Consider the following 26,789-nt stretch of genomic DNA (forward strand, 5'->3'; position numbering starts at 1 on the left):
TCGGAAGACGCGCGAAATCGAGCGCTGTTCGTCGTTGATCGAGTCCTTGCGACTACTACGTAGAGGGCCCTCATGCTCAGTAGGCCCCGTCTCCGCGGGTGATCGCCGACCACGTCTTCCACAGCAGTTGCAGGTCCAACATGAGCGACCAGTTCTCCACGTAACGCAGATCCAGCCGGACCGACTCCTCCCACGACAGGTCCGATCTTCCGCTCACCTGCCACAGTCCGGTCATCCCGGGCTTGACCACCAGGCGACGGCGGACGTCCGTGCCGTACCGCTCCACCTCCGCCGGCAGCGGCGGGCGCGGGCCGACCAGCGACATCTCGCCACGCAGCACGTTGATGAGTTGAGGGAGTTCGTCGAGGGAGTAGCGGCGCAGCACACGGCCCACCCGGGTGATCCTCGGATCATTCCTGATCTTGAACAGCACCCCGTCGGACTCGTTGTCGTCGAGGAGGTCCCGTTTGATCCGCTCGGCGTCGACGACCATCGTGCGGAACTTCAACACCTCGAACTCTCGACCGTGCCGCCCGACCCGGGTCTGCCGGAACAGAGCCGGGCCCGGACTGGTCGCCCGGATGACGAAAGCGATGGCGAACATCGGCACAGCGGTGACCAGCAGCGCGACGGCCGCCACGATCTTGTCGAACCCGCTCTTCACGAGCTGGCGGATCCCGTCGATGTCGGGATGCTCGACGTGCAGCAGCGGCATGTCGGCGACGACACGGACGCTGATCCGCGGCCCGGCGACATCCATGAGCGCCGAGGCCACGAACAGGTCGGTGCCCCCGGGCTCGATCCCCCAGGCCAGCCGCCGCAGGGCGGCACCGTCCAGTTCCGGGCAGGCGAGCACGGCGACGGCGTCGGCCTCGACTTTGTCGACGACGGCCGGCACATCACCGAAGTCCCCCAGCACCGGCACCCCGCCGACCTCGCGCCGCCGCAACTGATAGTCGTCTCGCGGCAGGCACGCCGCGACCACCCGCATGCCGTGGTACGGCTGCCGCCGGAACTGAGCGATCAGGTCGAGGACGGACGCGCGATGTCCCACCGCCACGACCCGGCGCATGAGTTCGGCGCGGGCGCGCAACCGGTGCAGGCGCTTGCGCAGGCAGTAGCGGAAAAGGAGGGTGATCACGGTGGCCAGCGGCATCATGGCCATCACGTGGCTTCTCGCCACCGTGGCCTGGGTCGCGTAGGCTCCGATCGCGGTCGCGGCGATCAGCCCCACACCCCCCTGCATGACGGCGCGAAACTCCTCGGTCCCCTCGCCATGGGTCTTCCTGTGATATGCCCCCACCACCCCCATGACCGACGGCCACAGAACGGCGAGGGACAGCCCGAGCAGGAAGTCCTCGACCGGGATGAACATCCCCAGCCCGACCCGGGTCAGCACGACGGCGGCGAACGCGACGATCGCGCAGGCGAGATCGCCCAGAATCAGCAGCCATGTACGGCGCACAACCGGCACGCGTTTCGCCTGGCGCGCCCCGGCGGTTCCGACTGAGGCGGAAGGGTCGGGCAATCCCAATCGCGTTTCCATTCACCACGCCCCTCGCACACCGGACCTTCCGCGAAGTTGACGCCTCTATCGCCTCTCAGGTTGACCCAAGACTCGCCCATATCGGAACCGGCGCTCCTAGCTGATATTAAAGAGCAACCCACAGGTATGGAATGTGGCCCCGTGTCCACATTTGGTCGCGAGAAATCCGTCCAGAACTCTTGACGGAACAATGTGGAAGTGCCCACAGGATGCCGATCCGGTGGCGAAACACACCTTCAGGCAGAAACCGGGAGGATATGCCGAAGTGCAGACGCCACGACCCTCATTCATGGCACCCAATTGTGAGTTTTTATCATGTTGACCGCGGCTGGCATTTCGGTCAAGCAGATATCGAACGCCAATCACGCCGAATTCTGGTGACGCGCTGCCCGCCTCCCGGCCGAGGCGGCCCCGAACATGCCGGAATTCCCTCCCCAAACGCTACGACGAGCGGAGCTTCTCGTAGTATTCCCGGCATCGGTGGTAGTCGGGGAGTATGCCGCGGGAGCGCGCCTCCGACAGCGTGGGCGCGACGGCGTCCTTCGGCGACAGGACCGGCTCCAGACCGTCCGGCCACGCGATCCCCAACTCGGGGTCGAGCGGATGCACCCCGTGCTCTCGCGCCGGAGCGTACGGCTCGGAGCACAGGTAGACGATCGTGGCCTGCTCGCTGGTCGCCATGAAGCCGTGTCCGAGTCCCTCCGCGAGATAGACCCCGCGACGGGTCACGTCGTCCAGCGCAACCATCTCCCACCTGCCGAACGTCGGTGACCCGACGCGCAGGTCCACGATCACGTCGAGGACCGAGCCGGCCACGCACGTGACGAATTTCGCCTGCCCTACCGGCACTTCCGCGAAATGGACACCCCTGAGGACTCCCCTGCCGGAGACCGAGCAGTTCGCCTGCGCGAGCCCGAACCGGTGCCCCACCACCTCGGTGAACTCACCCGCGCGGAACCACTCGAAGAACAGACCACGGTCGTCACCGTGGATGGCAGGAGTGAAGACGTAGGCATCACTGATCGACAACGGTTTCATGCATCACACTCCAACAAGTCGCACCTCAACAAACCCACCCCAGCATGTCGTATCCACCAAGCCGTGCCGGCGCAGAAGGAAGGCCCCGCAGCGGCGCCGCGGGGCCTTGACGACGACAACCGCTAGGAGACCGTAACCGTCTGGGTGGTGACGTTGGTCAGGTCGTCGGTCCCGGTCACGGTCAGCGTGATCCGATACGTCCCCGCCTGCGCGAAGGTGTGCGAGGCGGTCTGACCGGACTCGACGACTCCATCACCGTAACTCCAGGTGTAGGAGGCGATCGGCTCGGTTCCCGGGGCCGATCCCGAGGCGTCCACCGCGCAGGTCAGGCCGGTGCAGGCGACCGAGAACGCCGCGGTCGGGGCGCTGGTCATGCTGCTTGAGGACAGGTCGTCCACGGTGGCGACGACCGGCGCGTCGGTGGCGCTGCCGGACAGGAACACGCCGAACCCGACGCCGCCCGGCGCCTGCAGCCCGGCCGTCGAGTCGGTCGTGGTGACCTGCCAGTCGACCGGCTCCGCACTCGTGGCGGGCCAGACCTTCGCCTGGACCGTCGTGGGCGAAGTCCCGAGCACCTGCAGCCGGACCTTCAGCATGGTTCCCGGGCTGTAGGCCAGACCGGGGACGCCCTGCTCGGGCACCATCAGCACCTCGCTGTTGGACGTGTCGACACGACTCACCGAGAGGCCGACCGCGTTCGAGGAGAGGAGCCGGACCCGGGCCCGGTAGTCACCCTGGCCGCTGACACTCCGGCCGATGGCCCAGAGGTAGATGCCGTTGCCCGTGGCCGCCTTGTCGGTGGTGACCGAGAACGTGGTGTCCGAGGTCGTGCTGGGCACACTGTTCAGGTACGCTCGCCGGTTCGCACCGGCCGAGGGCATCGTGATCTTCGCCGCATCGCCGTCCACCGCGAACCAGGTGGCGGCGCCGGAAAGCGTGTACTCGCCACCGGTGTCGGCCGAGCCGAGCCCGCTGGAGACCGTACGGCCGAAGGTGTCCGAGGCCAACGTCGACGACGGGTTCGCCGGTGGCTGCGGCGCGACCACATCAGCGTGCGTCCCAATGGCGCTCGCGTCGTCGGTGACCGTCAGCGTGACCGTGTAGTCGCCCGCGGCCGGGTAGGTGTGGGTGACCGTCTGGCCGGCGCCCGTGCTGCCGTCACCGAAGTCCCAGGCGTACCCGGTGATCGAGCCGTCGGGGTCGCCGGACGCCCCGGCATCGAACGAGCAGTCCAGATCCGTGCAGGTGGCACTGAACGACGCCGTGGGGGCCTGGTTGGCGGGGCCGTTGCCCGAGCCCTTCTGCCAGTGCTCGGCGATCTGGGAGTCGGACAGCACACTCCCGTAAACGGCCACCTCGTCGATCTCGCCGTTGAAGTTGTTGCCGGTCGGCCGATCCGGCCAGGAGTTGATGTTGTCCCCGCCCACTCGCCAGTAGCCGGTGTAGCTCTGCGCGCCCGTTTGAGGGTCACTGCCCACCGGAGCACCGTCGACGTACAGCTTCATGCCGCCGGAGCCCTGAGTGGCCACCACGTGATGCCACTGATCGTCGTTGTAGCTGTTCGGCGAGGTGATCACGTTGATCGCGCCGGTATACGTTCCGAACACCAGCTTGCCGCTGTTCGTCATGTAGATGTGGCGGTCATAGTTGGAGCTGGTGCCGGAGGCGGCGTTGCCGAAGCCGAGGAGCTTGCCGCCGCTGGTCGTGGTCGTCTTGAACCACAGCTCTCCCGAATAGGTCGTCGGGTTGACGTACGACACCTTGGAGGCGACTCCGCCGTTGTTGAGTGCGACCGCCTTGTCCGTGCTGTCGGTGATGGCACCGGGCCGGCCGTAGGTGACGCCGGTCGCGGTGTAGGTGCCGTCGACACCGCCCTTGCCCGCATCCGCGGCGACTGTGCCGTTCTGCTCTCCCAGTCGCCAGTAGAACGTCGGCTCGGCGTTGTAGACGGCCTTGCCGTACGCGTCCGCGGGGGCGGGTGGGATCGGGCTGGTACGGCCGGCGGCGACGTAATGGTCGAGCAGCTTCTCGTGCGACAGGGCCGCCGGGTAGATCGCCACGTCGTCGATGTCGCCGTTGAGGTAGGAGCTGGACGGCTGGTTCGGCCATCCACTCAGGTTGTCTCCGCCGATCCGCCAGTAGCCGGCGTAGTCCTGGGCCGTGGTGGTGCCGGTGTTCTGGTCGACCCTGCGGCCGTCGACGTAGAGCGCCATGCCGGCCGTGTCGCTGAGCGTGGCCGCGACATGGTGCCACTGGCCGTCGTTGAAGCCGGGAGCGGAGTTGACCGTGCGGACGGCGCCGGGATAGACGCCGAACCAGATGCGACCCGCGTTGTCCATGTAAACGTGCCGGTCGTAGCTGCCGCTGTTGCCGGTGGCCGCGCTGCCGTAGCCGACGAGCTTTCCGCCTCTGCTCGAGGTGGTCTTCACCCATGCCTCGACGGTGAAACTCGGGGTCACCGGGACCTGGGTGCCGGTCACGCCGAAGCCGTTCGTGGTGCCGTTGTAGCGTGACGCGGTGTCGGTGTCCCCGATGATCGCCCCGGCGACGCCGTAGGTCACGCCGCTCTTCTGGGTCACGTCGGTGAAGCCCGAGTAGTCGTATGCCGTGGGTCCGCCGCCCTCCCCGAGCCGCCAGAAGCTCGTGGGGGAGTCACCGAGGACGGCGTCGGCGTAGGCGCTGGACGACCCGGCGGCGGCGATGGTGACGGGCACCGACGTTCCACTGCCGACCGAGTTCCCCTGAGGGTCCTTCACTCGGATGCGGTAGGTGTGCGTGGTGCCGGGGGTGAGTCCGGTGTCCTTGAAGCCGAGCGACGGCAGCGTCCAGAAGTTGGACGTGGCGGTGACGGTGCCGATCGGGGTGCCGGACCCGTCACGCAGCACTTCGTAGGTCAGCTTCTCGCTGTCCCGATCCCACGTCGCCGGCCAACTGACCCGTGCGGTTCCCGCCTGGAAGGAGGCCACGTTCGGGGTGAGACCGGCGGTGGGGATGGGGCCGGACTTCTTCGGCGCCACCGACTTGATCGCGAATCGGGTCAGCCCCTGCTGCGGGCTGCCGTTGACGGCGGTGAACTCGCCGCCCATCGACAGGTACCGGTCGTTCCCCGTCAGCGACCAGCCTCCCTGATACATGCCGGTGTAGCTCCCGGCGTTGATCGATGGGAACCAGTGCAGCAGGCTCGGGACGGGCTGGCCGCTGTACTTGCTGTTGTTGGACGGCGGGGCCTGGTCGGTGCCGGTCGGATAAGTGGTCTGGGCCAGCGCGCGCTGCCACGTCTGCGGGTTCGTCTCCGGAAACGCGCCGAGCGAGGCGCAGTCGTGCGCGTGCCCGACGCTGTAGAGCACCTGGCCGGTGACGAAGAGGCCGTACGTCGCGCCGTAGCAGTTGTCGAGCCAGACCAGGTCGCCGGTGTACGGATCCGCCGCCCAGCGGCCGTCGAACCAGTGCCAGCCCTCGCCGTCGTTGGCGCCGTAGACGAGCGTGCCGTCGGTGACGAGGTCGTCGACGTAGGAGAAGTTCGTACTGGACTGGCGTGCGGGGGTGGGGCTGCTGCTCCAGGGCAGTGACGCGGCGGTGACCGGGTCGACCGCGGCGATGCCGACACGGGCCTCGCCGTTGAGGTTCTGGAACTTCCCGCCGATGAGCACCCGGCTCTGGTCGGGGGCCATGAGCATCGCGTGGATCTCGTCGTCGGGTTCGGGCCGCCATGACAGCAGAGTGCCGTTGCTCCGGGCGAGAGCGGCCGTGCGGTTACGCGAGTAGCCGTTGACGTTGAAGAAGTTGCCGCCGATGTAGACGGTGGAGTCGGAGGCCGTGATCGCCCACACCGCCGAGCCGACCGAGGGGTTGAAGGCGGTGTCGACGGCGCCCGTCGCGGTGTTGAACGCGACGAGGCGGTTGTGGGTCACGCCGTCGACGGTGGTGAACTCGCCCCCCACGTAGATCCGCGACCCGTCGGGGGATGCCGCGATCGAGCGGGCCTGCGCGTTCAGCGTGTGGTTGAACGGCAGCAGGTTCCCGGTGGTGATGTCGTAGGCGAGGATGTTCGCCCGGTTGACCTCCTGCGGGTCACCCGGGCTGGTCCCCGGCGGGCGGGCCTTGGAGAAGCTGCCCACCGCGTACACGGTGTTCCCGACCGTCACCTGCTTCCAGACCACGCCGTTGATCTGCCAGGTGGGCAGAGCGTCGGCCGTGACGGTCTCGGGAACCCCCGGCTCGGGGTCGATGTCCGCCGACGCGGTCCCGCCCTGGACGAGACCGAAGCCGGCGATGAGTAACGCGAACGCGGAACGCTTGACGAGGTCTAGCTTTTTACCCATGGGTATCCTACACGTCGTTCCGTATGCCCTACTGGCCCGGATTCATCTAAATCGTAGTGGAACGATACAGATGCGGAATCGACTCCATTGATTCGTAATGCAACATATTCGTTTCAATGGATCATGATTTAGCCTAAGGGGCGCCGACCTGGACAGATCGACCGGCCTGGGCGTTGAGCCAGGTGGCGACGTCGTCCGGGAGAGGAGCGCCATTAGGCAATCCCTCTCCGACGGCCAAGGCGCCGGGGTCGGTAAAGGGAATGGGGCCGCGGGCTTCCCGCCCGTGGCGTTCGATTTTGGCTCGATCCCGGACGGTGCGAAGGTCCGTGAACGAACGGTGCCCGGCCCGGCGGTCCACCCATTTGATGGAATCGGCGCCGCCACCGCCTGCGAGATAGTAGACGTTGTAGTCGAAATCGGCCATTTCTGGCGCAGTCCGCCTGCCAGTCAGGTCCTCGACCGACACGAGGGGCTGGGGTCCGCCCTGGACGAGGTTGTTGCGCACCTCCACCCCGGACACGTTCCACGGCATGCTCGGGTCGGCCTGTTCCCGCGCGCCGTCGATGACATTGATCTGCGTGCCGCCGTTGCGCAGCACCGTGTTGTTCCAGAGTCTGACATCGCTCGACTCGTTGACGTACAGTCCGTTCTTGCCGTTGTCCGCCACGACGTTCCCGACGATCAGCCCGCGCGCCGAGATCTCGTAATGAATGCCGTGCCCGAAGTTGGCCAGCGCCAGGTTGCGGGCGACCACCGCGTCGGACACCGACTCGTCGAGCCAGAAGCCCGGCCCGAAGTTGCGCTCCGAACGGTTGCCGGCCAGTTGGAGCCCAGCCGACGTGGTGATCTTCATGCCGCCCGAGACGGGAGCCATCTCGAAGTGCTCCCAGTTGTTGCCCTCCATCAGGTTTCCGGCCACGGTGGCCTGCTGCGTGCGGTGCCCGTGCAGCCCGAGCTGTCCGTTGCGCAGGAAGGCGTTGTTCCGCACGACGATCCGGTCGCCCTTGATGCTGAGCCCGGCGAGCGCGGTGTCGGCGAAGACGTCGTTCTCGAACCGCAGATCGTTCGCGAACCCCTTCACCGCGCCCATCCTCCTGATCGGCGTGGCGTAGCGGCGGAAGCCGATGCCGAGGACGGCCGAGCCGTCCGCCTGGTTGAGGTAGAGCGCCTCGGCCAGGGTCGTGGCCCGCACGTCGTGGCCGGTCGGGTCGGAGCCCAGATAGAGCTTTCCGCTGTCGTAGTCGACGAAGAACGTTCCGGGCTTCAGCAGGTCGCGGCCGACCACCTGCTTCTGCTGCTGCCCGTCGACGAAGACCTGGTCGGGCCAGTTGGCCACGGGGTTCTCCGGGCCCACCATGCGCCAGGCTTCGCCGCCTCCCGCCGTCGGGTCGGTGTTGTCGAACCGGACGTTCCAGCCGTCCCTGCGCCAGACCGAACCATCCCGGACCCAGCCGTACACCGCCTCGGTGCCGTCGAACCACACCGCCTCGCGCGGATAGGCCTGCAGGGTCAGTTGCTTGCCGTACACCTCGACGGACTCGTGGTAGACGCCCCCGCGGAGCACGATGACGGCACCGGCCGGGACGGCCCGCACCGCGTGCCCCACGGTGCGCCACGGCGCCTCCCCGGTGCCCGGGGCGACGTCATCCCCCCAGGGCGCCACGAAATACGCCCCCTGCGGAACGGGGTAGGCGGCGGTTCCGATGGCGAGCGGCCCTGCCGTGCGCCAGTCGGCCACGACAGGGCCGGGCGTGTCGTTGCTCCACGCGCCCCATCCGGTGCCGAGGACCGCCAGCGTCGCCAGACCGGCGACACCGACCCTCCTGTTGACACGCAGCCGTCTCATCTGACCACCCTCGGGGACACCACCTGTGCGGGGAGATCCGGAGTGTCCACCCCGGAGTCAGTTTCTGGACGCCTATCGGCCGCCGGCGGTTTACGCGCCAGAAGGATCGTCCAGGCGATCACCGTGTAGAGCCAGACGGACGCGACATTGGCCGGCGCCGCCACCATCTCGGTGGTGACTCCGTCGACCAGGAAGAAGACCATCACCCCGAGCAGCATCGTGGCCTCCGCCCGGACGTGTCGGGCCCGGACCAGCACGAGCAGACGGACGATCAGGGCCAGGATCAGCATGCAGAACAGGGCCAGGCCGACGATGCCGCCCTCGACCAGGACATTGACGAAGGCATTGTGGCCGCCCCCCAGCCCGATGTCGTCGAGGAAGAGCCCTCGGGTCGACGACAGGCCGTTGCCGAAGAAGGGCTCCGCCCTGAAGGCGCGTAGCGCGAACGTCCACAGGTCGGTTCTGGCGTTCAGACTCTCCAGCTGCTCGACCGTCTCACCGCGAGTGGCGAAGCCGATCAACCGGTCGCTGAAGGCCAGCGCAGCCACGATCACACATGGCAGCGTGATCATCAGGAAGGTCGCCCTGCCGCGTGGGCCGCTGGCCAGCAGGAACATCACCACCAGCCCGGCCAGGCAGCCGCCGGCCGCGCCTCTGGTGCCCGTGCCGATCAGGGCCGCGGCCAGGATCACCCCCGCGATCAGGTACGCGGGCAGCGGCCAGCGCCTCGGCAACCCCCCGGGCAGCGCGAATCCCACGACCAGCAAGATGGCGATGCCGAGGAAGATGCCCGCCGAGACAGGGTGAACATAGAGCCAGTTGAACCGGTTGACGGTCAGCGGCGTGCGGGGGAACGGAACGGCGACACCGATGCCCACGGAGACCAGCACGAGCAGGATGAACGCGTGCGCCAGCCGCCACAGGTCCTCCCGCTCCGCCCGGGCGACCAGCACCTGGGAGAGCGCGGCGATGATGAGGAGTTGCACACCGCGCACCGCGGCGAAGGTGGGGAACGGGGTCCAGAGCACGCTCATCGCGGAGAACGCGGCGAACCCCCAGCCGAGCAGCCGGATGGTGGATCCTCGCCGACGCGGCGCCCTGATTCCGAAGCGGCGGTACAGGTAGAGCGCGACCAAGCCGTAGACCCCGATCTCCAGGAGGATCGTCGCGTCCACGCCTCCGCCGATCGACTGGTTCACCGGCCTGGAACGGACCTTGTACTCACTGGCGAGGATGAGACCGATCGGCACCAGAACGGGCCACCAACGGACATGTTCGCGGCGATGGCGAGCCTTCAACACGCAGCTCTCCTCGCTTGTGCCGCCGTCCTCTCGGCGCGTACCAGGAACGATGAGATAGTAGGCATTCAGTGGTCACCAAGCAAGGAGAGCGCGACATATGGGCACGCGAGACCTCTTACCGGAGTCTGTCCTGAACCTGGGACGCAGCGTGTTCAGAGCGTACGGAATGGCGACCGCGTGGGCGAGGCCGGACCCTGATTTCCTCCTCATCGGCGCGAAGCGCGGCGGTTCGACCTCGCTGTACTACGCGCTCCTCGATCACCCGAACATCATTCCGCTTTTCCCCTCGGCCGACCTGCTTCCCAAAGCCAACCACACCAAGGGCGTGCACTTCTTCGACAGCAACTATCGGCGCGGCATGCGCTGGTACCGGTCGTACCTGCCCAGCAGGGCAGCCCGCTCCCGTGCGGCCCGGCGTGCCGGAGGGCCGGTGATCGCGGGTGATGGCTCGCCCTATTACCTGTATCACCCGCTCGCGGCGCGGCGCGCCGCCCGGGACGTCCCCGAAGCGCGCATCCTGCTGGCCCTGCGCGACCCGGTGGAACGCACCTTCTCGCACTACCGGGAACGGGTGCGGGCCGGTGTCGAGAAACTGTCGTTCGAAGAGGCGCTGGCCGCGGAGGCGGAACGGACCGCGGGCGAGGAGCAGCGTCTCATCTCCGACCCGACCTACTACAGCTATGCCCACGAACAGCAGTCCTACGTGGCGCAGAGCGAGTACGACCGCGCCTTGCGGCGCTGGTTCGACCATTTCCCGGCGGACCGGTTCCACGTGGTCAGCAGCGAGGAGTTCTACCGCGACCAACAGCGCGTGTGCGACGAGGTGGCGGCATTCCTCGGTCTGCCGCACGCCCCGCTACCGGAGGCCGGGAAGGTATGGAATCCCGCCCCCAAGTCCGAGTTGCCCGCGTCGGTCAGGCGTCGGCTGATCGAGCACTTCGCGCCGCACAACGCCGCTCTGGAGAAGATGCTCGGCCGTTCGTTTCCGGACTGGGCCGCGCCCTAATCGATCATCCTGCCGAGGATCTCCAGGAGCCGTCGGGTGAGTTCCACATCATCCGCGACCCGGCGGCTCACCCGGTCGCGCCAGTAGGCGGCGGCTTCGCCGTGCGTCCGAGCAGGAGGCGTGCCACCGTACACCGCGAGGCGGGTGGCCGTGTAGTAGGTCTCGTCGGCGTGCGGCGGGGCGTATCCGGCATCCTCCCAGTCGATCAGCCACGGCACGGGAGTCCGGGTGAGCCGCAGATTCCACGGGGTGAGATCTCCGTGCATCGGCTGCCAGTGCGCGGGTACGTCAGGTGGCCGGGGTAACCGTGCCGCCAGGCGAGAGCTGATCCGCTCACTCAGCCCGGCCGGCTCGATATTCCGAACGGGACGTGCCGGCACCGGCTCCATGGGCGACAGCAGCAGCCAGTGGAGGCCGTCGACGGATCCGGTGCCGAGAACTTCAGGAACCCGGAAGCCGATGTGATCTCCGGAGGTAAAAGCGGCCAGCGCCGTCGCCTCTCGCATCAGTTCCCCTGGGCGCTCCCGTATCTTCAGGAACCCGATGGGGCGTCCCGCCCGGAGAAGGAGCAGCGCGGCGCCTCCGGCCCGCGACGACTGCGGGCGCAGGTAGCCCGCCACGGCGTCCGAGGGTCCGACGACCGCCGCGATCTGCTCGTTTATCGTCGCCCAGGCCTCCTGCGCCACCGGTGGACGCCAGCGCCTGCGCCGGCCCGGCAGCACCCACGGGCCTGCCACGCGGGCAGCGGCGAACAACGCGAACTGCAGTGCCAGCGGCACCGGCTTGGAGAACGTCAGCAGTGAGAGGCCGGCACCGGCGGAGCGGCCGTCGCGGGTGGGGATCCAGACGTTTCCCCGGCCCGGGGGGTAGGCCAGGTATCGAGCGGCCGCAGAGTCGCTCACGTCACCACACCCGGTTTTCCGCTCGGACCACAATGATCAGGGAAGCGGTGAGGACAAGCAGCGCCACCCCGCCGATCAGGGCCCAGAGCCGGTCCGGTGTGAGCGCCGAACCGGCTTCCGACGCCGGTGCCGCGCCGGTCGCCTCGTTCGCCGGAGCCACCTCCTGGGGCCCCAGAGCGGCCGGCAGTTCCATCTGCCACACGGGTGATGACACGCCTTCGCTGGAGATCAGCAAGGTCTTTCCGTCCGGAGTGATCGCGATGCCCTCCCCCTGCTTCTGTTTCGGGAGATCCATGACCCAGGTGAGGTCACCCCCTGGGCTGTCCCAGACCCGGGCCTTGTTGTAACTGCGCAGAATCATGGCACCGTTTGGTGTGATCAGCCCATCGCTCACCACATAAGGCAGATTCCGCACCAGGGTCAGCGTGTTGGTCCCGGTCTCGGAGAGCTCCTCGGGGGCTCGATAGACGTTTCCCCCTTTCGGGCTCTTGGTCACGACGTAGAGCTGCCGAGTTCGCGGGTCGACCAGCAACGCCTCCGCGTCATGCGCTCCGTCCGGATAGGTCAACCGGTACGCGGTCGCCTTGACCGACATGTCGGCCAGCTTGGTCGGCTCGGCGATTCGGTAGATCACGACGGTCGAACGAGGGGTCGCGTTCCCGCCGATGTCTCCGACGTAGAGATAGTCCGTGCCGTCCGCCCCGACCACGGCCGCCATGGCCTCGGGGTCGACGCCCTTGACTCCGACGAGGGTGACCACCGCCCGGGTCCTGCCGTCGGCTCCGACGGCGAACAGCCGTATCGGGCCCTCGGTGTCGTTGAACGTCCACACCACGCCGGGATTGACACGGCTGGCCGCCAACCCACTGGACTCGTCGATCCGCTGGTCGGCGAAGACGAAGGCCCGCTTCCATGCCGAGCTCGGCACGGCGGAGGGCTGAGGCGCGGGCTCCCGAGCCGCGGCGTCCGTCGGCGCCATCATCGTCACCCCGGCCAGCAGGAGGCCGCTAATGATCAGCTTGGGCCACATGGCTCATCCTCTCCCCAGGCAGAGTGGGCTCCTCATGCCGCAGAGCGCGCAGCCGTACGACAAGGATCACCGAGGTCACGACACCCCCGATGCCGATACAGAACGGAGCGAGGTTCACCAGGTCCGGCCGCAGAGCCAGCAGCAGAAGAAGAAGAGTGACGCCGACCACAGACTCGATCAGCCGGACGACGAAAACCAGCCGGGAGTGCCGGTAGGCGGTGGCGAGCATGCTGACCGGAAGCGTCGCCGCGATGCTCACCGAATAGGCGGCCCAGCCGGCCACCGCGATCGGCTCGATCGGGAAGTTCCCTCCGGTGATGAACGGCTCCAGCGGTTTCGCCAGCGCGACCACGACCACGCCACCGACCGCGGTGAGCGCGGTGAGCGCGAGCGAGGCGGTCAGCGCCAGCCCCAGGCGCAGCGGTGTGCCGCTCTGGCGGAGCCGTACCATCCGGGGCAGCAGGAACGCGCCCACCCCGTTGATCAACGTGAGCGCCGGAGCCAGCAGCAGGCGGGCGCCCTCGACAGTGGCGAGAGCCACGCTGGAGACCATGGCGACGATGGCGACCCTCGTCAGCATCAACGTCAACGGGCGCAGCCCGGCCTGGGCCGTTCGCCACGTGGCGAACGAGACGATCCCCCGCAGATCGGCCTCCCGCAGGGTAGCCCGGCGTAAACCCGGCCAGGCGAGCTCCTCATGGGGCAGGCTGACGACCGCCAGCACGACCCCGGCCAGGGAGCCCGCGCACATGGCGGCGAGCACCGTCTCCAAGCGCAACGCGCCGGACAGCCAGAACGCGCCCAGCACCGAGAAGACCACGACGAAGTCCACAACCGCATTCGCGGCGAGCCGGCCGAACTCCAGCCGGGCGGCGAGTATCCGCCGCCCGGTGTCCTCCAGCAGCCAGAGCACGACGAGCACGCCGAACAGCAGGACACCGAGCCCACTCGCCGCGTCCAGCACGATCGCCAGGACCGTGCCCACGACGGCGCCGAGAGCGAGTGTCACCACCGACGATGCCGCGAGTGCGGCCCGGACACGCGGATCGAAGCGGTCCAGCACGGTGAGAGAGTCGCCGACCCACGCGGTGTGCAGCGTGGTGATCACTGTCAGTGTGGCGATCAGAAGCGTGAACGCGGCGAACCCGGCCGAACCAAGCTCTCTGGCCGCGATGAGTTGGAGCAGCAGGCTGCTGAGCGCGGCGACCACCTGGGCGAGAACCGACCCCCCTGCTGAGGCGACGGTCTTGCTTACCCGCTCCCCGAGACCCGGCACCCGTCAGTCCCCGGCCCCGGCTCGTCCGGCCCGGAGATCTCCGGTCCCGAGATCTCCGGTTACGAGATCACGACACAGCCGTTCGTACCGAGCCGCGACGTCGTCCCAGCGATATGCGGTGCGAGCACGCTCCCGGGCCGCCGCGCCGCGGGCGGCCTCCTGATCACGTCGCTTCTCCACTGTTTCCAGCGTCTCGGCCAACATGGCCTCATCGCCGAAGAACAGTCCGGTGTCGGCCAACACCTCACGGTTGAACACCACGTCGTAGGCGATCACCGGGGCACCGGCGCCCATCGCACGCAGCAGCGACGGATTCGTGCCGCCCACCGAGTGGCCGTGCAGATAGGACGCGCAGCCGGCGTACAGCGCGTCCAGCAACTCCTGATCCCAGATCCCGCCGACCAGACGGACCCGCGGATCCGAGCCGGCGATCTCGTGGACCCGCTCGGTGTATTCAGCCGCGTAGGGCGCCGACCCCACGACGACCAGCGGATATTCCGCTCGACTCCGGACATAGCCCGCGACGATCTCCGCCACGTGGTTCTCCGGCTCGAAGCGCGCCACCACCAAATGAAAACGCCCGGGCTCGTACCCCGCCCGTTTCAGTAACTCCGTATTCGCCACGTCCTGAATCGGTGCGCCGTACGGAATCAGCACGCTTCCGATTTCATAACGTTCCTGGTAATAATCTTGGATGGCACGGGCGTCTGCGATAACCGCGTGCGACCAGCGTACGGAGAGGCGCTCCGCGATGAGGTAGTAGCGTCGCCCCGCCCCGCTCCACTTGTCCCGTTTCCACTCCAGACCGTCGACATGGGTCGCGACGGGGATCCGTGCGGCGCGGATGAACGGCAACAGCGGCGAGTTTGCGGCGTTGAAAACGAGGGCGACGTCGGTCCGGTGGGCCAGCAGATGTCCGACGGACAGCGCGGTGTGGCTCAGCGTCTCCAGCGTCTTGTGTCTGAGGGCCGGGAGGTGAACCAGGCGCATGCCCCTGTGCTCGTCCTGCCGCTCCGCCGCACCGCGGCAGTAAACCCGGACCTGGTGTCCCGCGTCGACCAACCGGGCGCCGATTTCCTCGACCGCGGTTTCAAAACCGCCATACCGGGCTGGAACACCTCTTGTCCCGATCATGGCGATGTGCACGCGACTCCCCCACGACTGAACGTTCTGCATACCATTGCTGAAGCCTCTTGAACCCGGCATTGCCCCGACCTGGGGCAAGACTATCGAAGGGAAGGTCACTTGAGGGTGGAGCATGTTGTTGTCACCCATCCGTCACCTGATCTCTACGGTTCCGACCGGATGCTGCTCGAGTCGGTGCGGGCGCTGACCGAGGCGGCCGAGGTCACGGTCGTGCTGCCGGAGGAGGGGCCGCTGGGCGATCGCCTGCGTGAGACGGGCAGCGAGATAGCGATCATGCCGTCGCCCGTGCTCCGAAAATCCCTGCTCTCCCCGCGAGGCGTGCTGACACTCACGTGGCAGACGCTCACCACCCTGCCGCGGATCGTCGCGATGCTCCGGCGCATCAGGCCGACGGCCCTCTATGTCAGCACGCTCACGATTCCCCTGTGGATCGTGGCCGGCCGCCTGGCCCGGGTCCCGGTGATCTGCCACGTGCACGAGGCCGAGCAGCACATCTCACCACTGCTGCGCCGCCTTCTCACCGCCCCCGTACGGCTCGCGCACCAGGTGGTGGCCAACAGCGAGGCCTGCCTGCGGACCCTGACCAGCGGAGGGGTACGTCCCGGCCGCATAACCGTGATCTACAACGGCGTACCCGACCGGGGCGACTCGACGCCTCTGCGCGACGTGCCCGAGGGCAGGCTGGTGCTCGTCGGCAGGCTGTCTCCGCGAAAAGGCAGCGACGTGGCGGTCCGCGCGGTCGCGCTGCTGCGTGAGCGCGGACGGCAGGTCACGCTCACGCTCGTCGGCTCGATCTTCCCGGGTTACGAGTGGTTCGAGAAGGAGCTCCAAGAACTCGCGGCCGACGGGGTCGTCTTCGCCGGATTCCAGGACCCGGTCGCTCCTTTTCTCGCCGATGCCGACATCGCGCTGGTGCCCTCACGAGAGGAGCCGTTCGGCAACGTCGCGGTCGAGGCGATGCTGGCCGGGCGCCCCGTGGTGGCCAGCGAGGTACAGGGCCTCACGGAGATCATCCAGACCGGTGAGACCGGGGTGCTGGTCCCGCCCGGCAGCCCCGAGGCGCTCGCCGACGCGATCGAAGCACTGCTCGACGACTGGCCGCGGACCTGTGCTCTGGCATGCGACGGGCAGCGAATCGCGAGAGAGCGGTTCGCCCTCTCGCGGTACCACCGCGAGATCGCTCGTGTTCTTGGGGTGCCAATCACCTCTGCTTAGACTGCCGATGGGACCAAAACGAGGGGGAAGTCGACGGTGGCAACCAACGGGACCGAGGACATGCTGCCCGAGGTCGGACTCCTCGAAGCGGTGTGGCGCTACCGCTGGTCCTCGCTTCTGATCATCATCCTGTCCGGCCTGCTGGCGGCGGAAGCGACGTTCCTGGTACTCAACAAGGCCGAGGCCGTCGCCCGCTTCGCCGTCACCGACCCGCGAAGCACCACGTTCCTCCGCCAGGGTGTCTCCTCCGACAGCAGCTACATCGCCTACACCGCGCAGCGTGCGGTGTTCGCCGAGTCCGAAAAGGTGCTCACCCGCACGCAGGAGATCCTCAAGGCCAAGCATTCGTACGCGATTGATCTGGAGACGCTGCGCGACTCTGTACAGGCCGCCCCCGGTTCGAGCGGCGGCATCATCGAGGTGCAGACCACGGCGAAAACCGACCAGGTGGCCGCGAACATCGCCAACTCGGTGGTCCAGGCCTACCAGGAGCTCACCGCGACGGCGGCCGAAGTCGAGCAGGCCAAACTGGTCAAGAGCATCAAGACGACCCAGAGCCAGGTGCGCGCCAGTCTCAAGTCGGCTCCTGAAGGAAGCGCGCTGGCCAACTCGCTTTCCGAGGTCCTCGCACAGTTGCAGCTCAAGGAGAGTGACGCCCAGATCGACCTCGCCACCTACAGCAACGGGACGCGCTTCGTCGACCAGGCCAACCCAGAGCGGATCACGCCGAGCAAACTACCGAAGAACATCGCGATCGGCCTGGCGCTCGGGGCGCTCATCGCGATCGTGATCGCATTCCTACGCGCGACCAATCCCATCGCCCGGGTTCATCGCGTGACCACGGGGGACGGGCAGCGCAAGCGCCGACGACGCGCCGCACCGGACGAACCCGCACCGCCGGAACCCCCGATGGCAGACCCCCCGCCGGCCAGACCGTCCCCTACCAGACCGTCCCCATCACCCCGACCTATCGATGAGGATGACGATGGTGACCGCACCGACGTCTACGATCGCGACGCGCTGCTCACCTACAGACCCAACGGCAACAGCGGCCTCTCCCGTGACGCCACGGGCAACCGCTCGAAAAGCGGCAGTGGCGGTTCCAAGAGCAACGGTTCCAAGAGCAACGGTCCGAAGGCCTACGGCTCCGAGAACGGCGACGAGAAGCTCGATGTCGCCGACCCGAGCGCCGAGGCCAACACCCCTTAGTCCATCCGGAGTCGGGACCACGCGGCGTGAAGGGCGTGTCTCCAGTCACGGATCGGCGGCAGTCCCGCCTTCGTCCATCCCGCATGGCCGAGGACACTGTAGGCGGGCCGGGTAGCGGGCCGCACGAATAACGCACTGGAGGTGGGACGGACCCGGTCCGGGTCGGCGCCGAGCAAGGTGAAGATCTCGCGTGCGAATCCATACCAGGTCGTCTGCCCCGAGCTCGTACCGTGATAGACACCCGGCTCGGCCCGGGAGTCGATCAGCCGCACGAGTTGATCCGCGAGATCGGCCGTCCAGGTCGGCTGACCATGCTGGTCATCCACGACATCCACCGTTCGCCGCTCACCCGCCAATCTGATCATGGTGTGGACGAAGTTCGGCCCGGCAGCGCCGTACAGCCATGCCGTACGGACCACGTAACCGCCGTTTTCGAGTGCCGCCCGTTCCCCCGCGAGCTTCGTACGGCCGTAGGCGTTGATCGGTGCGGTCGTGGCGTCCTCCTCGAACGGGTGGTCCGACACTCCCGAGAACACATAATCAGTGGAGATCTGTACGAACCGGGCGCCCAGCTTGGCAGAGAACCCGGCGAGCGGCTCAACCGCGTGGCCGTTGACGGCCAGCGCCTCGTCTTCGCGAGACTCGGCGTCGTCGACGGCCGTCCAGGCCGCGCAGTTCACCACGACGTCCGGGCGATGGGCCGAGAGACATGCCTCCACGGCATTCGCATCGCGGATGTCCAGCTCTGTCCGGCTCAACGCGACCGCGCCCCCGCCCAGGCGCCGTACCAGGTCGGTGGCGAGCATCCCGCCGCCACCTGTGATCAGCCATCGCATCATCGTGCGGTGAGGAGCGGCGTCCACCACTCCCGATTGGCGACGTACCAGGAGATCGTGTCCTCGAGCCCGTCGTCGAAAGAGATCGACGGGCGGTAGCCGAGCCCGCGGAGCTTGGCGTCGCTCAGCGAGTACCGCCGGTCGTGACCTTTGCGGTCCGCCACGTACTCGACCATGTCCCAGCCGAACCCGAAGGCCTCCAGCAACCGCGTGGTCAGCTCCTTGTTCGTCAGCTCCGCGGTTCCGGCGATGTTGTAGACCTCGCCGGGTGTGCCGCGCTCCGCGACGAGCTGGATGCCCCTGCAGTGGTCGTCCACGTGGACCCAGTCCCTGACGTTGCCGCCGTCGCCGTAGAGCGGAACCTTCCGCCCCTCCATGAGCCTGGTGACGAACAGCGGGACGAGCTTCTCGGGGAACTGGTACCGACCGTAGTTGTTCCCGCAGCGGGTGATCGACACCGGCAGTCCATAGGTCACACCGTAGGCTTGGGCGATCAGGTCACCGCCCGCCTTCGCGGCAGAGTACGGCGAACGCGGCCGCAGCGGCGCCGCCTCATCCCAGGACCCGGATTCGATGGATCCGTAGACCTCGTCCGTGGACACCTGAACGACCTTGGACGCGCCCGCCTCCAGACACGCCTGCAAGAGTGTCTGCGTGCCGAGCACGTTGGTCCGCACGAATTCGGCGGCTCCATCGATCGACCGGTCCACATGCGACTCGGCCGCGAAGTTGACGACGACGTCGTGCCCGGGAACAACCTCAGCGAGCAGCGCGGCGTCACCGATGTCGCCGTGGACGAAGTCGTACCCACCGGCGACCGGCTCCAGGTTGGCGAGGTTGCCGGCGTACGTCAGCTTGTCCAGGACGGTGACCCGTGCCCCGGCGAAGGCCGGATAGCCGCCGGAGACGAGGGTTCGGACGTAGTGCGAGCCGATGAACCCGGCTCCGCCTGTGACGAGGATCCTCACGACGAAATCTGCACCTTACTGTGGTCGCCGAGCAACAATCTGTGGGCTCGGGGAGTGTTGGGCGCGGGGGTGACCTCGACGTCACGCCCGATGAGGGACGCCTCGACCCGGCGGACACCGGTGATCGAGGAGCGGGACAGCACGATGGAGTACTCGATCTCGCTGTCGCTGATGGCGCAGTCGGCGCCGATGGAGGTGAACGGGCCGACGTAGGAGTCGGCCACCAGGGTCCCGGGACCGATGAGCGCCGGCCCGACGATCCGCGAGTCGCGGACCGACGCGCCTTCCTCTATCACGACACGCCCGATCAGCTCGCTGTTCTCATCGACCTGCCCACGTACGGCAGGCTCGAGTGACTCCAGGACGAGGCGGTTGACCTCGAGCATATCGTCGACGTTCCCGGTGTCCTTCCAGTATCCGGAGATCACCGTCGCCTCCACCCGCCGGCCCGCGTCGATCAGGCCCTGGATCGCGTCGGTGATCTCCAGCTCGCCTCGCCACGACGGCTTGAGCTCGGCCACGATCCCGTGCACCGCCGACGTGAACAGGTAGACACCCACCAGAGCCAGATCACTCTTCGGGATCTCGGGCTTCTCCTCCAGACGCACCACCCGTCCCCGGGCGTCCATTTCGGCGACCCCGAAGCTGCGCGGGTCGGGAACTCGGGTGAGCATGATCTGGGCGGTGGGACGCTCGGCTTTGAAGCGGTCGACGAGAGCGTTGATCCCGCCGATGATGAAATTGTCCCCGAGATACATGACGAAGTCGTCGTCACCGAGGTAGTCGCGCGCGATCAATACGGCGTGGGCGAGCCCGAGGGGGGCCTCCTGGCGCAGGTAGGTCACATCGAGCCCAAGGTCGGAACCGTCGCCGACGGCCGTTTCGATCTCCGCCTGGGTCTCCCCCACCACGATGCCGACGTCTCGGATGCCCGCCGCCGCGATCGCCTCAAGCCCGTAGAAGAGCACAGGCTTGTTGGCCACCGGTACGAGTTGCTTGGCCGAGGTGTGTGTGATGGGCCGCAGGCGGGTACCGGATCCGCCCGCGAGGACGAGTGCCTTCATCTAGTAGGCCCCTTCTCCGCCGATGACCGCAGACCACGTCTTCCAGAGGATCTGGAGGTCCATGGTGAAGGACCAGTTCTCCACGTAGCGCAGGTCAAGCCGCACCGACTCTTCCCAGGACAGATCGGACCGACCGCTGACCTGCCACAGCCCCGTCATCCCTGGCTTGACGAGCAGCCGACGCCGCACGTCGTCGCCGTACTGCGCCACTTCCTCGGGCAGCGGAGGCCGAGGCCCCACGAGGGACATCTCACCGCGCAGCACGTTGATCAGCTGTGCGAGCTCGTCCAGTGAGTATCTACGCAGCCAGCCGCCGACCCTCGTCACCCGCGGGTCTTTGCGCAACTTGAACAGCACGCCGTCGCCCTCGTTGTCGCGCAGCAGCGCGTCCTTCGCGGCCTCGGCGTCCGGCGTCATGCTCCGGAACTTGTAGAGGGTGAACTCTTCGCCGTCCTTGCCCACGCGGCGCTGCCGGAAGAGGGCAGGCCCCCTGCTGTCGCCGACGATCAGCAAGCCGATCATCAGCATGGCCGGCAACAGGACGAACAGCATCGCCGCCGCGACCACACGATCGAAGATGCTCTTGACGATCTGTCGCGTTCCCCGCAGATCGGGGTGGGCGACGTGGAGCAGCGGCAGTCCGGCCACCGGCCGGATGCTGATGCGCGGCCCGGTCACCTCCATCAACGCCGAAGCCACGTAGAGGTCGGTCCCCGTCTCCTCGAGCTGCCAGGCCAGACGGCGCAGTGCCGTACCGTCCAACTCGGGGCAGGACAGGACGGCGACCGTGTCCGCCTGCGTCTTCCCCGCGACCTCGGCGGCGGTGGTGAAGTCACCCAGCACGGGGAAACCGTCGAACTGCGGGGGCAGGTCCACGTGCTGCTGCGGGGGAACGCAGGCGGCGACGATCCGCATGCCATGATGGCGTTCGCGGCTCAGTTGCCTGTGCAGTTCGAGCACCGCGGCCCAGTGGCCGACCACGACGACATGGCTCAGGCATTCACCGTCGCGGCGCCGCCGGTGGAGCCGCTTGCGTAAGCCGTACCGCCACGCGAAGCAGATCACGCCGGCGAGTGGGACGGCGACCATCACGTAGCTGCGGGCTATCGGGGTCTGGGTGAGGTAGGCGGAGATCGCTACAACGGATGCGAGGATCCCGGCGGCGTGGAAGACCTTGCGGTACTCCTCGGCGCCGTCTCCGAGATGGCGCAGGTCATAGCCGCCGATCAAAGCGAGGACAATCGGCCAGCCGACGGTGAGAGACGCCGCGAGAACGGCCTCCATCACCTCGACTTCCGTGACCAAGGCCCTGACCGTCAGGACAGGTAAGATCGCCGCCCCTCCGCCGAGGGCATCACCCGCCACTACACGGCGAATGTATCGCCGCCGCCAGTCTGCTCTGCTCGTGCGCCCACCACTTGAGAGCATGGCACTTTCAACGGCAACGCCCATATACCCCGCCCTGCGTCGTTAGTCGATCACTAAGAAGACGCGCCGCAGCCCGTTCGGTTCACCACGGCTTCCGGAAGTGGCCCCTGGAACGCTCCCAGTAATACCTGAAGTTCCATGAAACTTCACCTTCGCGTCCTCATGTGGCCATATGCCTTGCCATCCTATGGAGCGCACCTCAGGATGAGGCCGGGCCCTCCCGGCGACCAGACATTCATCACCGAATGTACTGTTTGTACTATTTGCCCAAGCAGCTGGTCCCCTCCGGCACCTTGGCGAGCCGCTGAGGCGCCGGCGCGAGGCCCCCTTACGCCTTCACCATTTCTTCGGTTACGTTCATGACAGCAACGGATCGCCGCATTGGACCCCCTGGTGACGACCTCCAACGAACTCCCCGTCCGCACAGACGCACGACCACCGACCTCACGCCGGCGCAAAGTCCTGATCATCGTCTCCCTTGTACTGCTGCTGCCGCTCGCGGCGCTGTTCGCACTGGCGATGCAGCGCCAGTACGTCTACGACAGCAACATCCAGCGAGTCCAGGATGTCTTTCCGGCAGAGCAAGACCGACCGGCGAAAGCGGTCAGATCGGCACAGAATTGGCTGGTCATCGGGGCTGACCGCCGTCCCGACGAAGGGGGGTTCCAGCGGTCGGACTGCATCATGATCGCGCACATTCCGGCGGACAGGAAGCGCGTCTATCTGATCAGCATCCCGCGCGACTCCTATGTCGCGATCCCGGGTCACGGCAAGGACAAGATCAACTCCGCTTACGCCTACGGCGGCCCCCGCCTGCTCATCACGACCGTGGAGAAGCTCACCGGTGTGCGGATCGACCACTTCGCCGCACTCGACTTCGCCGGCTTCGTCGCGATGACCAAGGCGCTCGGCGGTGTCACCGTCTACATCTCGAAGGATTCGTACGACTCGGCCAACAAGGTCACCTGGCGGCAGGGCGAGACCCTCCTGGAGGGCGAGCAGGCACTGCTGTTCGTACGGCAGCGTTTCGGCCTGCCCGGCGGAGACTTCGATCGGATCAAGCGTCAGCAGGCCTTCCTGCGCGCCATGATGCAGAAGGCCCTCAGCAAGGGCATGCTCACCGACCCCTTCGCGCTCGACGAATTCCTGCAGGCACTGACCAAGTCGGTGACCGTGGACTCCAGCGTCACCATCAGCACTTTCCGCGACCTGGCATTCGAGTTGCGCGGTGTCAGAGGCGGCGACATGCTCTCCACCACCATGCCTGTCACGGGGTCGGACACGGTCAAGGGGATGAGCATCGTCCGGCTCGACGCGCGCGAGGGTGCCAGGCTCGCTGAGGCGATCAGGAACGACACCCTCGATCACTACTTCACCGACAACGGTGGACTCAACGACACCTCGACCGTTATGTGATGCGGCACCGTCCGTGGTCTCCCACCCCAGGCGCCATCACGGATCAGTCGTACTCGAGGTCGGGAATCGATGAGGGAGGGTCCGGGCTACGCCATACCACGACATATCCGTCATGGGCATCCTCAACAGCAGCACTCAATTGATCAAGGTCGAAATCCGGCAAATACCTCAAGCGTGTCAGGAAAGAGGCGTCGGTCGCCGACCGCGGGACGACGCAGCCCTCACCCTCGCTGTCCAGAAGGACGATGAAAACGTCGCCGTCGGCGGGCACGTGGCCGCCGACCCTGACCTCCACGACGTCTTCCCACGCGAGGGCCTCGACGCTGCCGTCCGCGTAATGGCGGGTCACGCCTTCTTCGGTGACGTACACATAGGAATCCGGCACTGGGTCGCCGTGCATGGGCGCGATTGTGACGACTTGACGCCGCACCCGCAAGCGAACCGGCGGAAGGTCGTACGTGTCACGGAAGGATCCGGGGCGCGATCGTCGCGGGCCGACGCCGGTCTCCGAACCTGTCGTACGACCACGCGTCCCGGTCGGCATCGACAGCACCCCACCTCAAATCTAGGACAAAATCGTATAAGTCGCCATAAACAGGATGTTACAGCGAACTGTCCCCCAACTGTTAAGAACCCTCGCTGGTGGTGCGCCTCACGGATTGCTAGGGTTTCGCCACTATTAAGTGAGGGGTCAGGACGGGCAAGGTTTATGGCTGGCCGAAAGCGCTCTATTCGATTCAAGATCACGGCGATCCTGCTCGTGCCGACCATCGCTCTGGTGATGACGTGGGGGTTCGCCGCCACGCTCACCATTCGGCAGGGCGTCGAGCTGCTCCGGATCCAGACCGTCTTCACGAACGTGGTGCAGCCCATGGCGGGCGTGATCCTGCAACTGCAGCGTGAGCGCCTGCTGACCGCCGAATGCCTCAACTCTCCCGTCCCGCTCAAGAGTGAGCTCGACAAGGAGCGTAAGGTCACCGACGAGGCGGTGGCGGAGCTCGCCCGGTCATCCTCGAGCGTCAAGGACGACACGCCTCCCGGGATGTGGAACCGGATCCAGGAGCTGATCAGCCGGGCACGCAAGCTCGACGGACTGCGCGACCGGGTCGACCGCCACGCGCTGCACAGCCTCGATGCCATTGAGGAATACACCGCGGTGGCTGACATCGGCTTCCTGGCCTATGACTATCTGATGATCTCCGCGGACATCGACATGATCGAGCAGACCAGGGCGATCGTCCTGATAGTCCGCGGCCACGAGCTGGTGAGCCAGCAGTCGGCGCTGCTCGCCGGGGTGCAGACAGCGGGCCGGATAACGCAGGACGAGCGCGACGCCTTCGCCGCGATGGTCGGCAAGCGGCGGCTGCTCTACAGCCTCGGCACAGGTCAGCTCGACGCGGAACTGCTTCAGCCGTTCACCGACCTGAACACCAGCGCCCTCTACAGCTCGTTCACGTCGATCGAGGACCAGATAGTCAAGCGGATCAAGCCCGACAAGCCGCTGCCGTCGAGCGCGCAATCCTGGCCGACGGTCGCCGAGGGGCTGTCCAAGAAGTTCGAGGAGCTCACGCTCGGGGTGGGCATGACCCTCACCGCGCGGGCCGCCCCGCGGGCCCAGGGCATCCTCATCAGCATCGCCGTCATCGGCGTCGCGGGACTCCTCGCGATCCTCGCCACCGCCTTCGTCTCACTCCGGTTCGCGAGGAGGATCACCGGCGAGCTCACCGGGCTCCAGCATGCCGCGACCGAGCTCGCCGACCTGCGACTTCCCCGCATCATCAACCGCCTCCGACGCGGCGAGGACGTCGACGTGGCGGCCGAGACCCCGCCCGCGCTCAAGACCGCCGAGACCGTCGAGGTGGAGAGCGTCAACAATGCGTTCACCTCGGTGCAGCTCACCGCGATCGAGTCCGCCGTCCACGAGGCCGAGCTGCGCAAGGGCGTCAACAAGGTCTTCCTCAACCTGGCGCGCCGCAACCAGTCGCTCCTGCAGCGGCAGCTCGGCATGCTCGACGGCCTGGAGCGGGAGGTCACGGACCACGAAGTCCTGGAGAAGCTGTTCGGGATCGACCACCTGACCACCCGCATGCGTCGGCACGCCGAAGGCCTGATCATCCTGTCGGGTGCGGCCCCGGCCCGGGGCTGGCGCGACCCGGTCAACCTCTTCGACGTGGTCCGCGCCGCGATCGAAGAGGTCGAGGACTACCTGCGGATCGACGTGATCGTGCCGCACGGCCACGCTCTGGTCGGCAGCGCGGTCACCGACATCATCCACCTCCTGGCCGAGCTGATCGAGAACGCCGCGATCTTCTCGCCGCCGCACACGCGGGTCCAGGTCCGCGGTGAGATGGTCGCCCGGGGCTTCGCCCTGGAGATCGAGGACCGCGGCCTCGGCCTGGCGCCGGAGGAGCTGGCACGGATCAACGAACTGCTCGCCAACGCGCCCGAATTCGATCTCGCCGACAGCGACCGGCTCGGCCTCTTCGTCGTCGCGCGCCTCGCCCATCGTCACAACGTGCGCGTCTCGCTGCGGCCCTCGCCGTACGGCGGGACGAGCGCGGTCGTGCTCGTCCCGCAGGAACTGGTCGTGGAGACCGAGGCCCGGGATCTTTCCGTCGAGCGAATCGCCGCACCGCACCCCGCTCCCGCTCTTGCGCTGACCCCGCCGGCCGTCGACATCCCCGCCGCTGATCCGCGAGGCCGCGGTGAACTGGGCAACCGGGATGACGACGGGGACGAGTTGCCAAGGCGCGTCCGGCAGGCGAACCTTGCACCACAACTGCGTGACGAGCGGGCCGACTTGTTCTCCTCCTTCCAGGCGGGCTGGCAGCGCGCTCAGGAGGACGACACATGACGGAGCAGGAATTCGGGCCGCTACTGCGGCCCTACACCCTCACCCGAGGTCGGACCCGCCCGACGGGGCCCGAGTTCGACATGATGATGATCATTCGGGCCGCCTCCTCGGCCTACGACCGCACCGCCGGGCTCGCCCCCGAGCACCTGCGGATCCTCAACCTCTGCCAATCGCCGGCCTCGGTCGCGGACATCGCCGGGGAGTTGAACCTGTCGCTGAACGTCGTACGGATCCTCCTCAGCGATCTACGCGACCAGAGCCTGATCACGGCTCGCCCGCCGGCGACCGTCGCACAGCTTCCCCAGGAGCACATCCTCCGGGAGGTGATCCAGGGCCTGCAGGCGCTGTGACGGCAGCCTGCCTCCCGCCCACGTCCAGGCCCGGGC

General features: G+C 67.3%; 20 protein-coding genes. 6 read left to right on the top strand and 14 right to left on the bottom strand.

All coding sequences use genetic code 11. From position 1 onward, the window contains the following. Nucleotides 1-76: 76 nt before the first annotated feature. From ACFHYQ_RS17880 to ACFHYQ_RS17900, 5 genes are all read right to left on the bottom strand, one after another. A complete protein-coding gene (locus ACFHYQ_RS17880; RefSeq protein WP_394302287.1) occupies nucleotides 77-1,474 on the bottom strand; it encodes a sugar transferase in 1,398 nt (465 codons plus the stop codon). A 513-nt stretch (nucleotides 1,475-1,987) separates the two neighbouring features. Next, complete coding sequence (rfbC, locus tag ACFHYQ_RS17885) at nucleotides 1,988-2,584, bottom strand: dTDP-4-dehydrorhamnose 3,5-epimerase (protein WP_394302288.1); 597 nt, start codon at nucleotides 2,582-2,584, stop codon at nucleotides 1,988-1,990. A gap of 122 nt (nucleotides 2,585-2,706) precedes the next feature. Further along, nucleotides 2,707-6,906, bottom strand: coding sequence for a LamG-like jellyroll fold domain-containing protein (locus tag ACFHYQ_RS17890; RefSeq protein WP_394302289.1), 4,200 nt, complete (start codon nucleotides 6,904-6,906; stop codon nucleotides 2,707-2,709). 133 nt (nucleotides 6,907-7,039) lie between these two features. Then, nucleotides 7,040-8,752, bottom strand: coding sequence for a right-handed parallel beta-helix repeat-containing protein (locus tag ACFHYQ_RS17895; RefSeq protein ID WP_394302290.1), 1,713 nt, complete (start codon nucleotides 8,750-8,752; stop codon nucleotides 7,040-7,042). Then, nucleotides 8,749-10,053, bottom strand: a complete 1,305-nt coding sequence (locus ACFHYQ_RS17900) for an O-antigen ligase family protein (protein WP_394302291.1) — start codon at nucleotides 10,051-10,053, stop codon at nucleotides 8,749-8,751. Before ACFHYQ_RS17900 ends, ACFHYQ_RS17895 begins: the two co-directional genes overlap by 4 nt. 148 nt (nucleotides 10,054-10,201) lie before the next feature. Here ACFHYQ_RS17900 and ACFHYQ_RS17905 point away from each other — a divergent pair, with 148 nt between their 5' ends. Continuing rightward, nucleotides 10,202-11,059, top strand: a complete 858-nt coding sequence (locus ACFHYQ_RS17905) for a sulfotransferase (RefSeq protein ID WP_394302292.1) — start codon at nucleotides 10,202-10,204, stop codon at nucleotides 11,057-11,059. Here the strand turns inward: ACFHYQ_RS17905 and ACFHYQ_RS17910 are convergent. Genes ACFHYQ_RS17910 through ACFHYQ_RS17925 form a run of 4 tightly spaced genes read right to left on the bottom strand, consistent with a single transcriptional unit; the run spans nucleotide 11,056 to nucleotide 15,413 of the window. Further along, a complete protein-coding gene (locus ACFHYQ_RS17910; RefSeq protein ID WP_394302293.1) occupies nucleotides 11,056-11,961 on the bottom strand; it encodes a phosphotransferase in 906 nt (301 codons plus the stop codon). The genes ACFHYQ_RS17905 and ACFHYQ_RS17910 overlap by 4 nt on opposite strands. 1 nt (nucleotide 11,962) lies before the next feature. Further along, nucleotides 11,963-12,991, bottom strand: a complete 1,029-nt coding sequence (locus ACFHYQ_RS17915; protein WP_394302294.1) for a YjiK family protein — start codon at nucleotides 12,989-12,991, stop codon at nucleotides 11,963-11,965. Continuing rightward, nucleotides 12,969-14,267 (bottom strand): MATE family efflux transporter, encoded by a 1,299-nt coding sequence (locus ACFHYQ_RS17920; protein ID WP_394302295.1) that lies wholly within the window; start codon nucleotides 14,265-14,267, stop codon nucleotides 12,969-12,971. The genes ACFHYQ_RS17915 and ACFHYQ_RS17920 overlap by 23 nt, the downstream gene beginning before the upstream one ends. Nucleotides 14,268-14,270: 3 nt before the next feature. After that, on the bottom strand, nucleotides 14,271-15,413 hold the full coding sequence (locus tag ACFHYQ_RS17925) for a DUF1972 domain-containing protein (RefSeq protein WP_394302296.1): 1,143 nt from the start codon (nucleotides 15,411-15,413) through the stop codon (nucleotides 14,271-14,273). A 105-nt stretch (nucleotides 15,414-15,518) separates the two neighbouring features. On the opposite strand from ACFHYQ_RS17925, the gene ACFHYQ_RS17930 reads away from it, so the two are divergent. Both ACFHYQ_RS17930 and ACFHYQ_RS17935 read left to right on the top strand, forming a co-directional pair. After that, entirely contained in the window at nucleotides 15,519-16,628 is a 1,110-nt protein-coding gene (locus ACFHYQ_RS17930; protein WP_394302297.1) for a glycosyltransferase family 4 protein, read from the top strand. A 36-nt stretch (nucleotides 16,629-16,664) separates the two neighbouring features. After that, nucleotides 16,665-17,837: a GumC domain-containing protein gene (locus ACFHYQ_RS17935; RefSeq protein WP_394302298.1), complete on the top strand. Its 1,173-nt coding sequence runs from the start codon at nucleotides 16,665-16,667 to the stop codon at nucleotides 17,835-17,837. Here the strand turns inward: ACFHYQ_RS17935 and rfbD are convergent. The 4 genes from rfbD to ACFHYQ_RS17955 are packed head-to-tail and all read right to left on the bottom strand — an operon-like array spanning nucleotide 17,834 to nucleotide 22,010. Further along, entirely contained in the window at nucleotides 17,834-18,700 is an 867-nt protein-coding gene (gene rfbD / locus ACFHYQ_RS17940) for a dTDP-4-dehydrorhamnose reductase (RefSeq protein WP_394302299.1), read from the bottom strand. The two genes, ACFHYQ_RS17935 and rfbD, sit on opposite strands and share 4 nt — an antisense overlap. After that, the gene (gene rfbB / locus ACFHYQ_RS17945; RefSeq protein ID WP_394302300.1) at nucleotides 18,673-19,641 is read right to left on the bottom strand and encodes a dTDP-glucose 4,6-dehydratase; all 969 of its coding nucleotides are present in this window, start codon (nucleotides 19,639-19,641) and stop codon (nucleotides 18,673-18,675) included. Before rfbB ends, rfbD begins: the two co-directional genes overlap by 28 nt. Then, nucleotides 19,638-20,705 carry a glucose-1-phosphate thymidylyltransferase gene (locus ACFHYQ_RS17950; protein ID WP_394302301.1) on the bottom strand — a complete coding sequence of 356 codons (1,068 nt, stop codon included), beginning with the start codon at nucleotides 20,703-20,705 and terminating at the stop codon, nucleotides 19,638-19,640. Before ACFHYQ_RS17950 ends, rfbB begins: the two co-directional genes overlap by 4 nt. Next, nucleotides 20,706-22,010 (bottom strand): sugar transferase, encoded by a 1,305-nt coding sequence (locus ACFHYQ_RS17955; RefSeq protein ID WP_394302302.1) that lies wholly within the window; start codon nucleotides 22,008-22,010, stop codon nucleotides 20,706-20,708. It lies immediately after the preceding gene. A 516-nt stretch (nucleotides 22,011-22,526) separates the two neighbouring features. Between ACFHYQ_RS17955 and ACFHYQ_RS17960 the strand changes: the two genes are divergently transcribed. Further along, the gene (locus ACFHYQ_RS17960; RefSeq protein WP_394302303.1) at nucleotides 22,527-23,549 is read left to right on the top strand and encodes an LCP family protein; all 1,023 of its coding nucleotides are present in this window, start codon (nucleotides 22,527-22,529) and stop codon (nucleotides 23,547-23,549) included. 43 nt (nucleotides 23,550-23,592) lie between these two features. On the opposite strand, the gene ACFHYQ_RS17965 is transcribed toward ACFHYQ_RS17960, so the two are convergent. Beyond that, nucleotides 23,593-23,949: a hypothetical protein gene (locus ACFHYQ_RS17965; RefSeq protein ID WP_394302304.1), complete on the bottom strand. Its 357-nt coding sequence runs from the start codon at nucleotides 23,947-23,949 to the stop codon at nucleotides 23,593-23,595. Nucleotides 23,950-24,258: 309 nt separating this feature from the next. Here ACFHYQ_RS17965 and ACFHYQ_RS17970 point away from each other — a divergent pair, with 309 nt between their 5' ends. After that, on the top strand, nucleotides 24,259-26,403 hold the full coding sequence (locus tag ACFHYQ_RS17970) for a sensor histidine kinase (protein ID WP_394302305.1): 2,145 nt from the start codon (nucleotides 24,259-24,261) through the stop codon (nucleotides 26,401-26,403). Continuing rightward, on the top strand, nucleotides 26,400-26,753 hold the full coding sequence (locus tag ACFHYQ_RS17975) for a DUF742 domain-containing protein (protein WP_394302306.1): 354 nt from the start codon (nucleotides 26,400-26,402) through the stop codon (nucleotides 26,751-26,753). The genes ACFHYQ_RS17970 and ACFHYQ_RS17975 overlap by 4 nt, the downstream gene beginning before the upstream one ends. The last annotated feature ends 36 nt before the right edge of the window (nucleotides 26,754-26,789 follow it).

The sequence above is a fragment of the Sphaerimonospora cavernae genome, assembly GCF_042435035.1.
Lineage (GTDB): Bacteria > Actinomycetota > Actinomycetes > Streptosporangiales > Streptosporangiaceae > Sphaerimonospora > Sphaerimonospora cavernae.

What these genes read in the sequence shown, in the direction of transcription:
- rfbC (WP_394302288.1), bottom strand. Translation starts at nt 2,584, where the DNA reads ATGAAACCGTTGTCGATCAGTGATGCCTACGTCTTCACTCCTGCCATC.
- ACFHYQ_RS17890 (WP_394302289.1), bottom strand. Translation starts at nt 6,906, where the DNA reads ATGGGTAAAAAGCTAGACCTCGTCAAGCGTTCCGCGTTCGCGTTACTC.
- ACFHYQ_RS17895 (WP_394302290.1), bottom strand. Translation starts at nt 8,752, where the DNA reads ATGAGACGGCTGCGTGTCAACAGGAGGGTCGGTGTCGCCGGTCTGGCG.
- ACFHYQ_RS17915 (WP_394302294.1), bottom strand. Translation starts at nt 12,991, where the DNA reads ATGTGGCCCAAGCTGATCATTAGCGGCCTCCTGCTGGCCGGGGTGACG.
- ACFHYQ_RS17950 (WP_394302301.1), bottom strand. Translation starts at nt 20,705, where the DNA reads ATGAAGGCACTCGTCCTCGCGGGCGGATCCGGTACCCGCCTGCGGCCC.
- ACFHYQ_RS17965 (WP_394302304.1), bottom strand. Translation starts at nt 23,949, where the DNA reads ATGCACGGCGACCCAGTGCCGGATTCCTATGTGTACGTCACCGAAGAA.
- ACFHYQ_RS17970 (WP_394302305.1), top strand. Translation starts at nt 24,259, where the DNA reads ATGGCTGGCCGAAAGCGCTCTATTCGATTCAAGATCACGGCGATCCTG.
- ACFHYQ_RS17975 (WP_394302306.1), top strand. Translation starts at nt 26,400, where the DNA reads ATGACGGAGCAGGAATTCGGGCCGCTACTGCGGCCCTACACCCTCACC.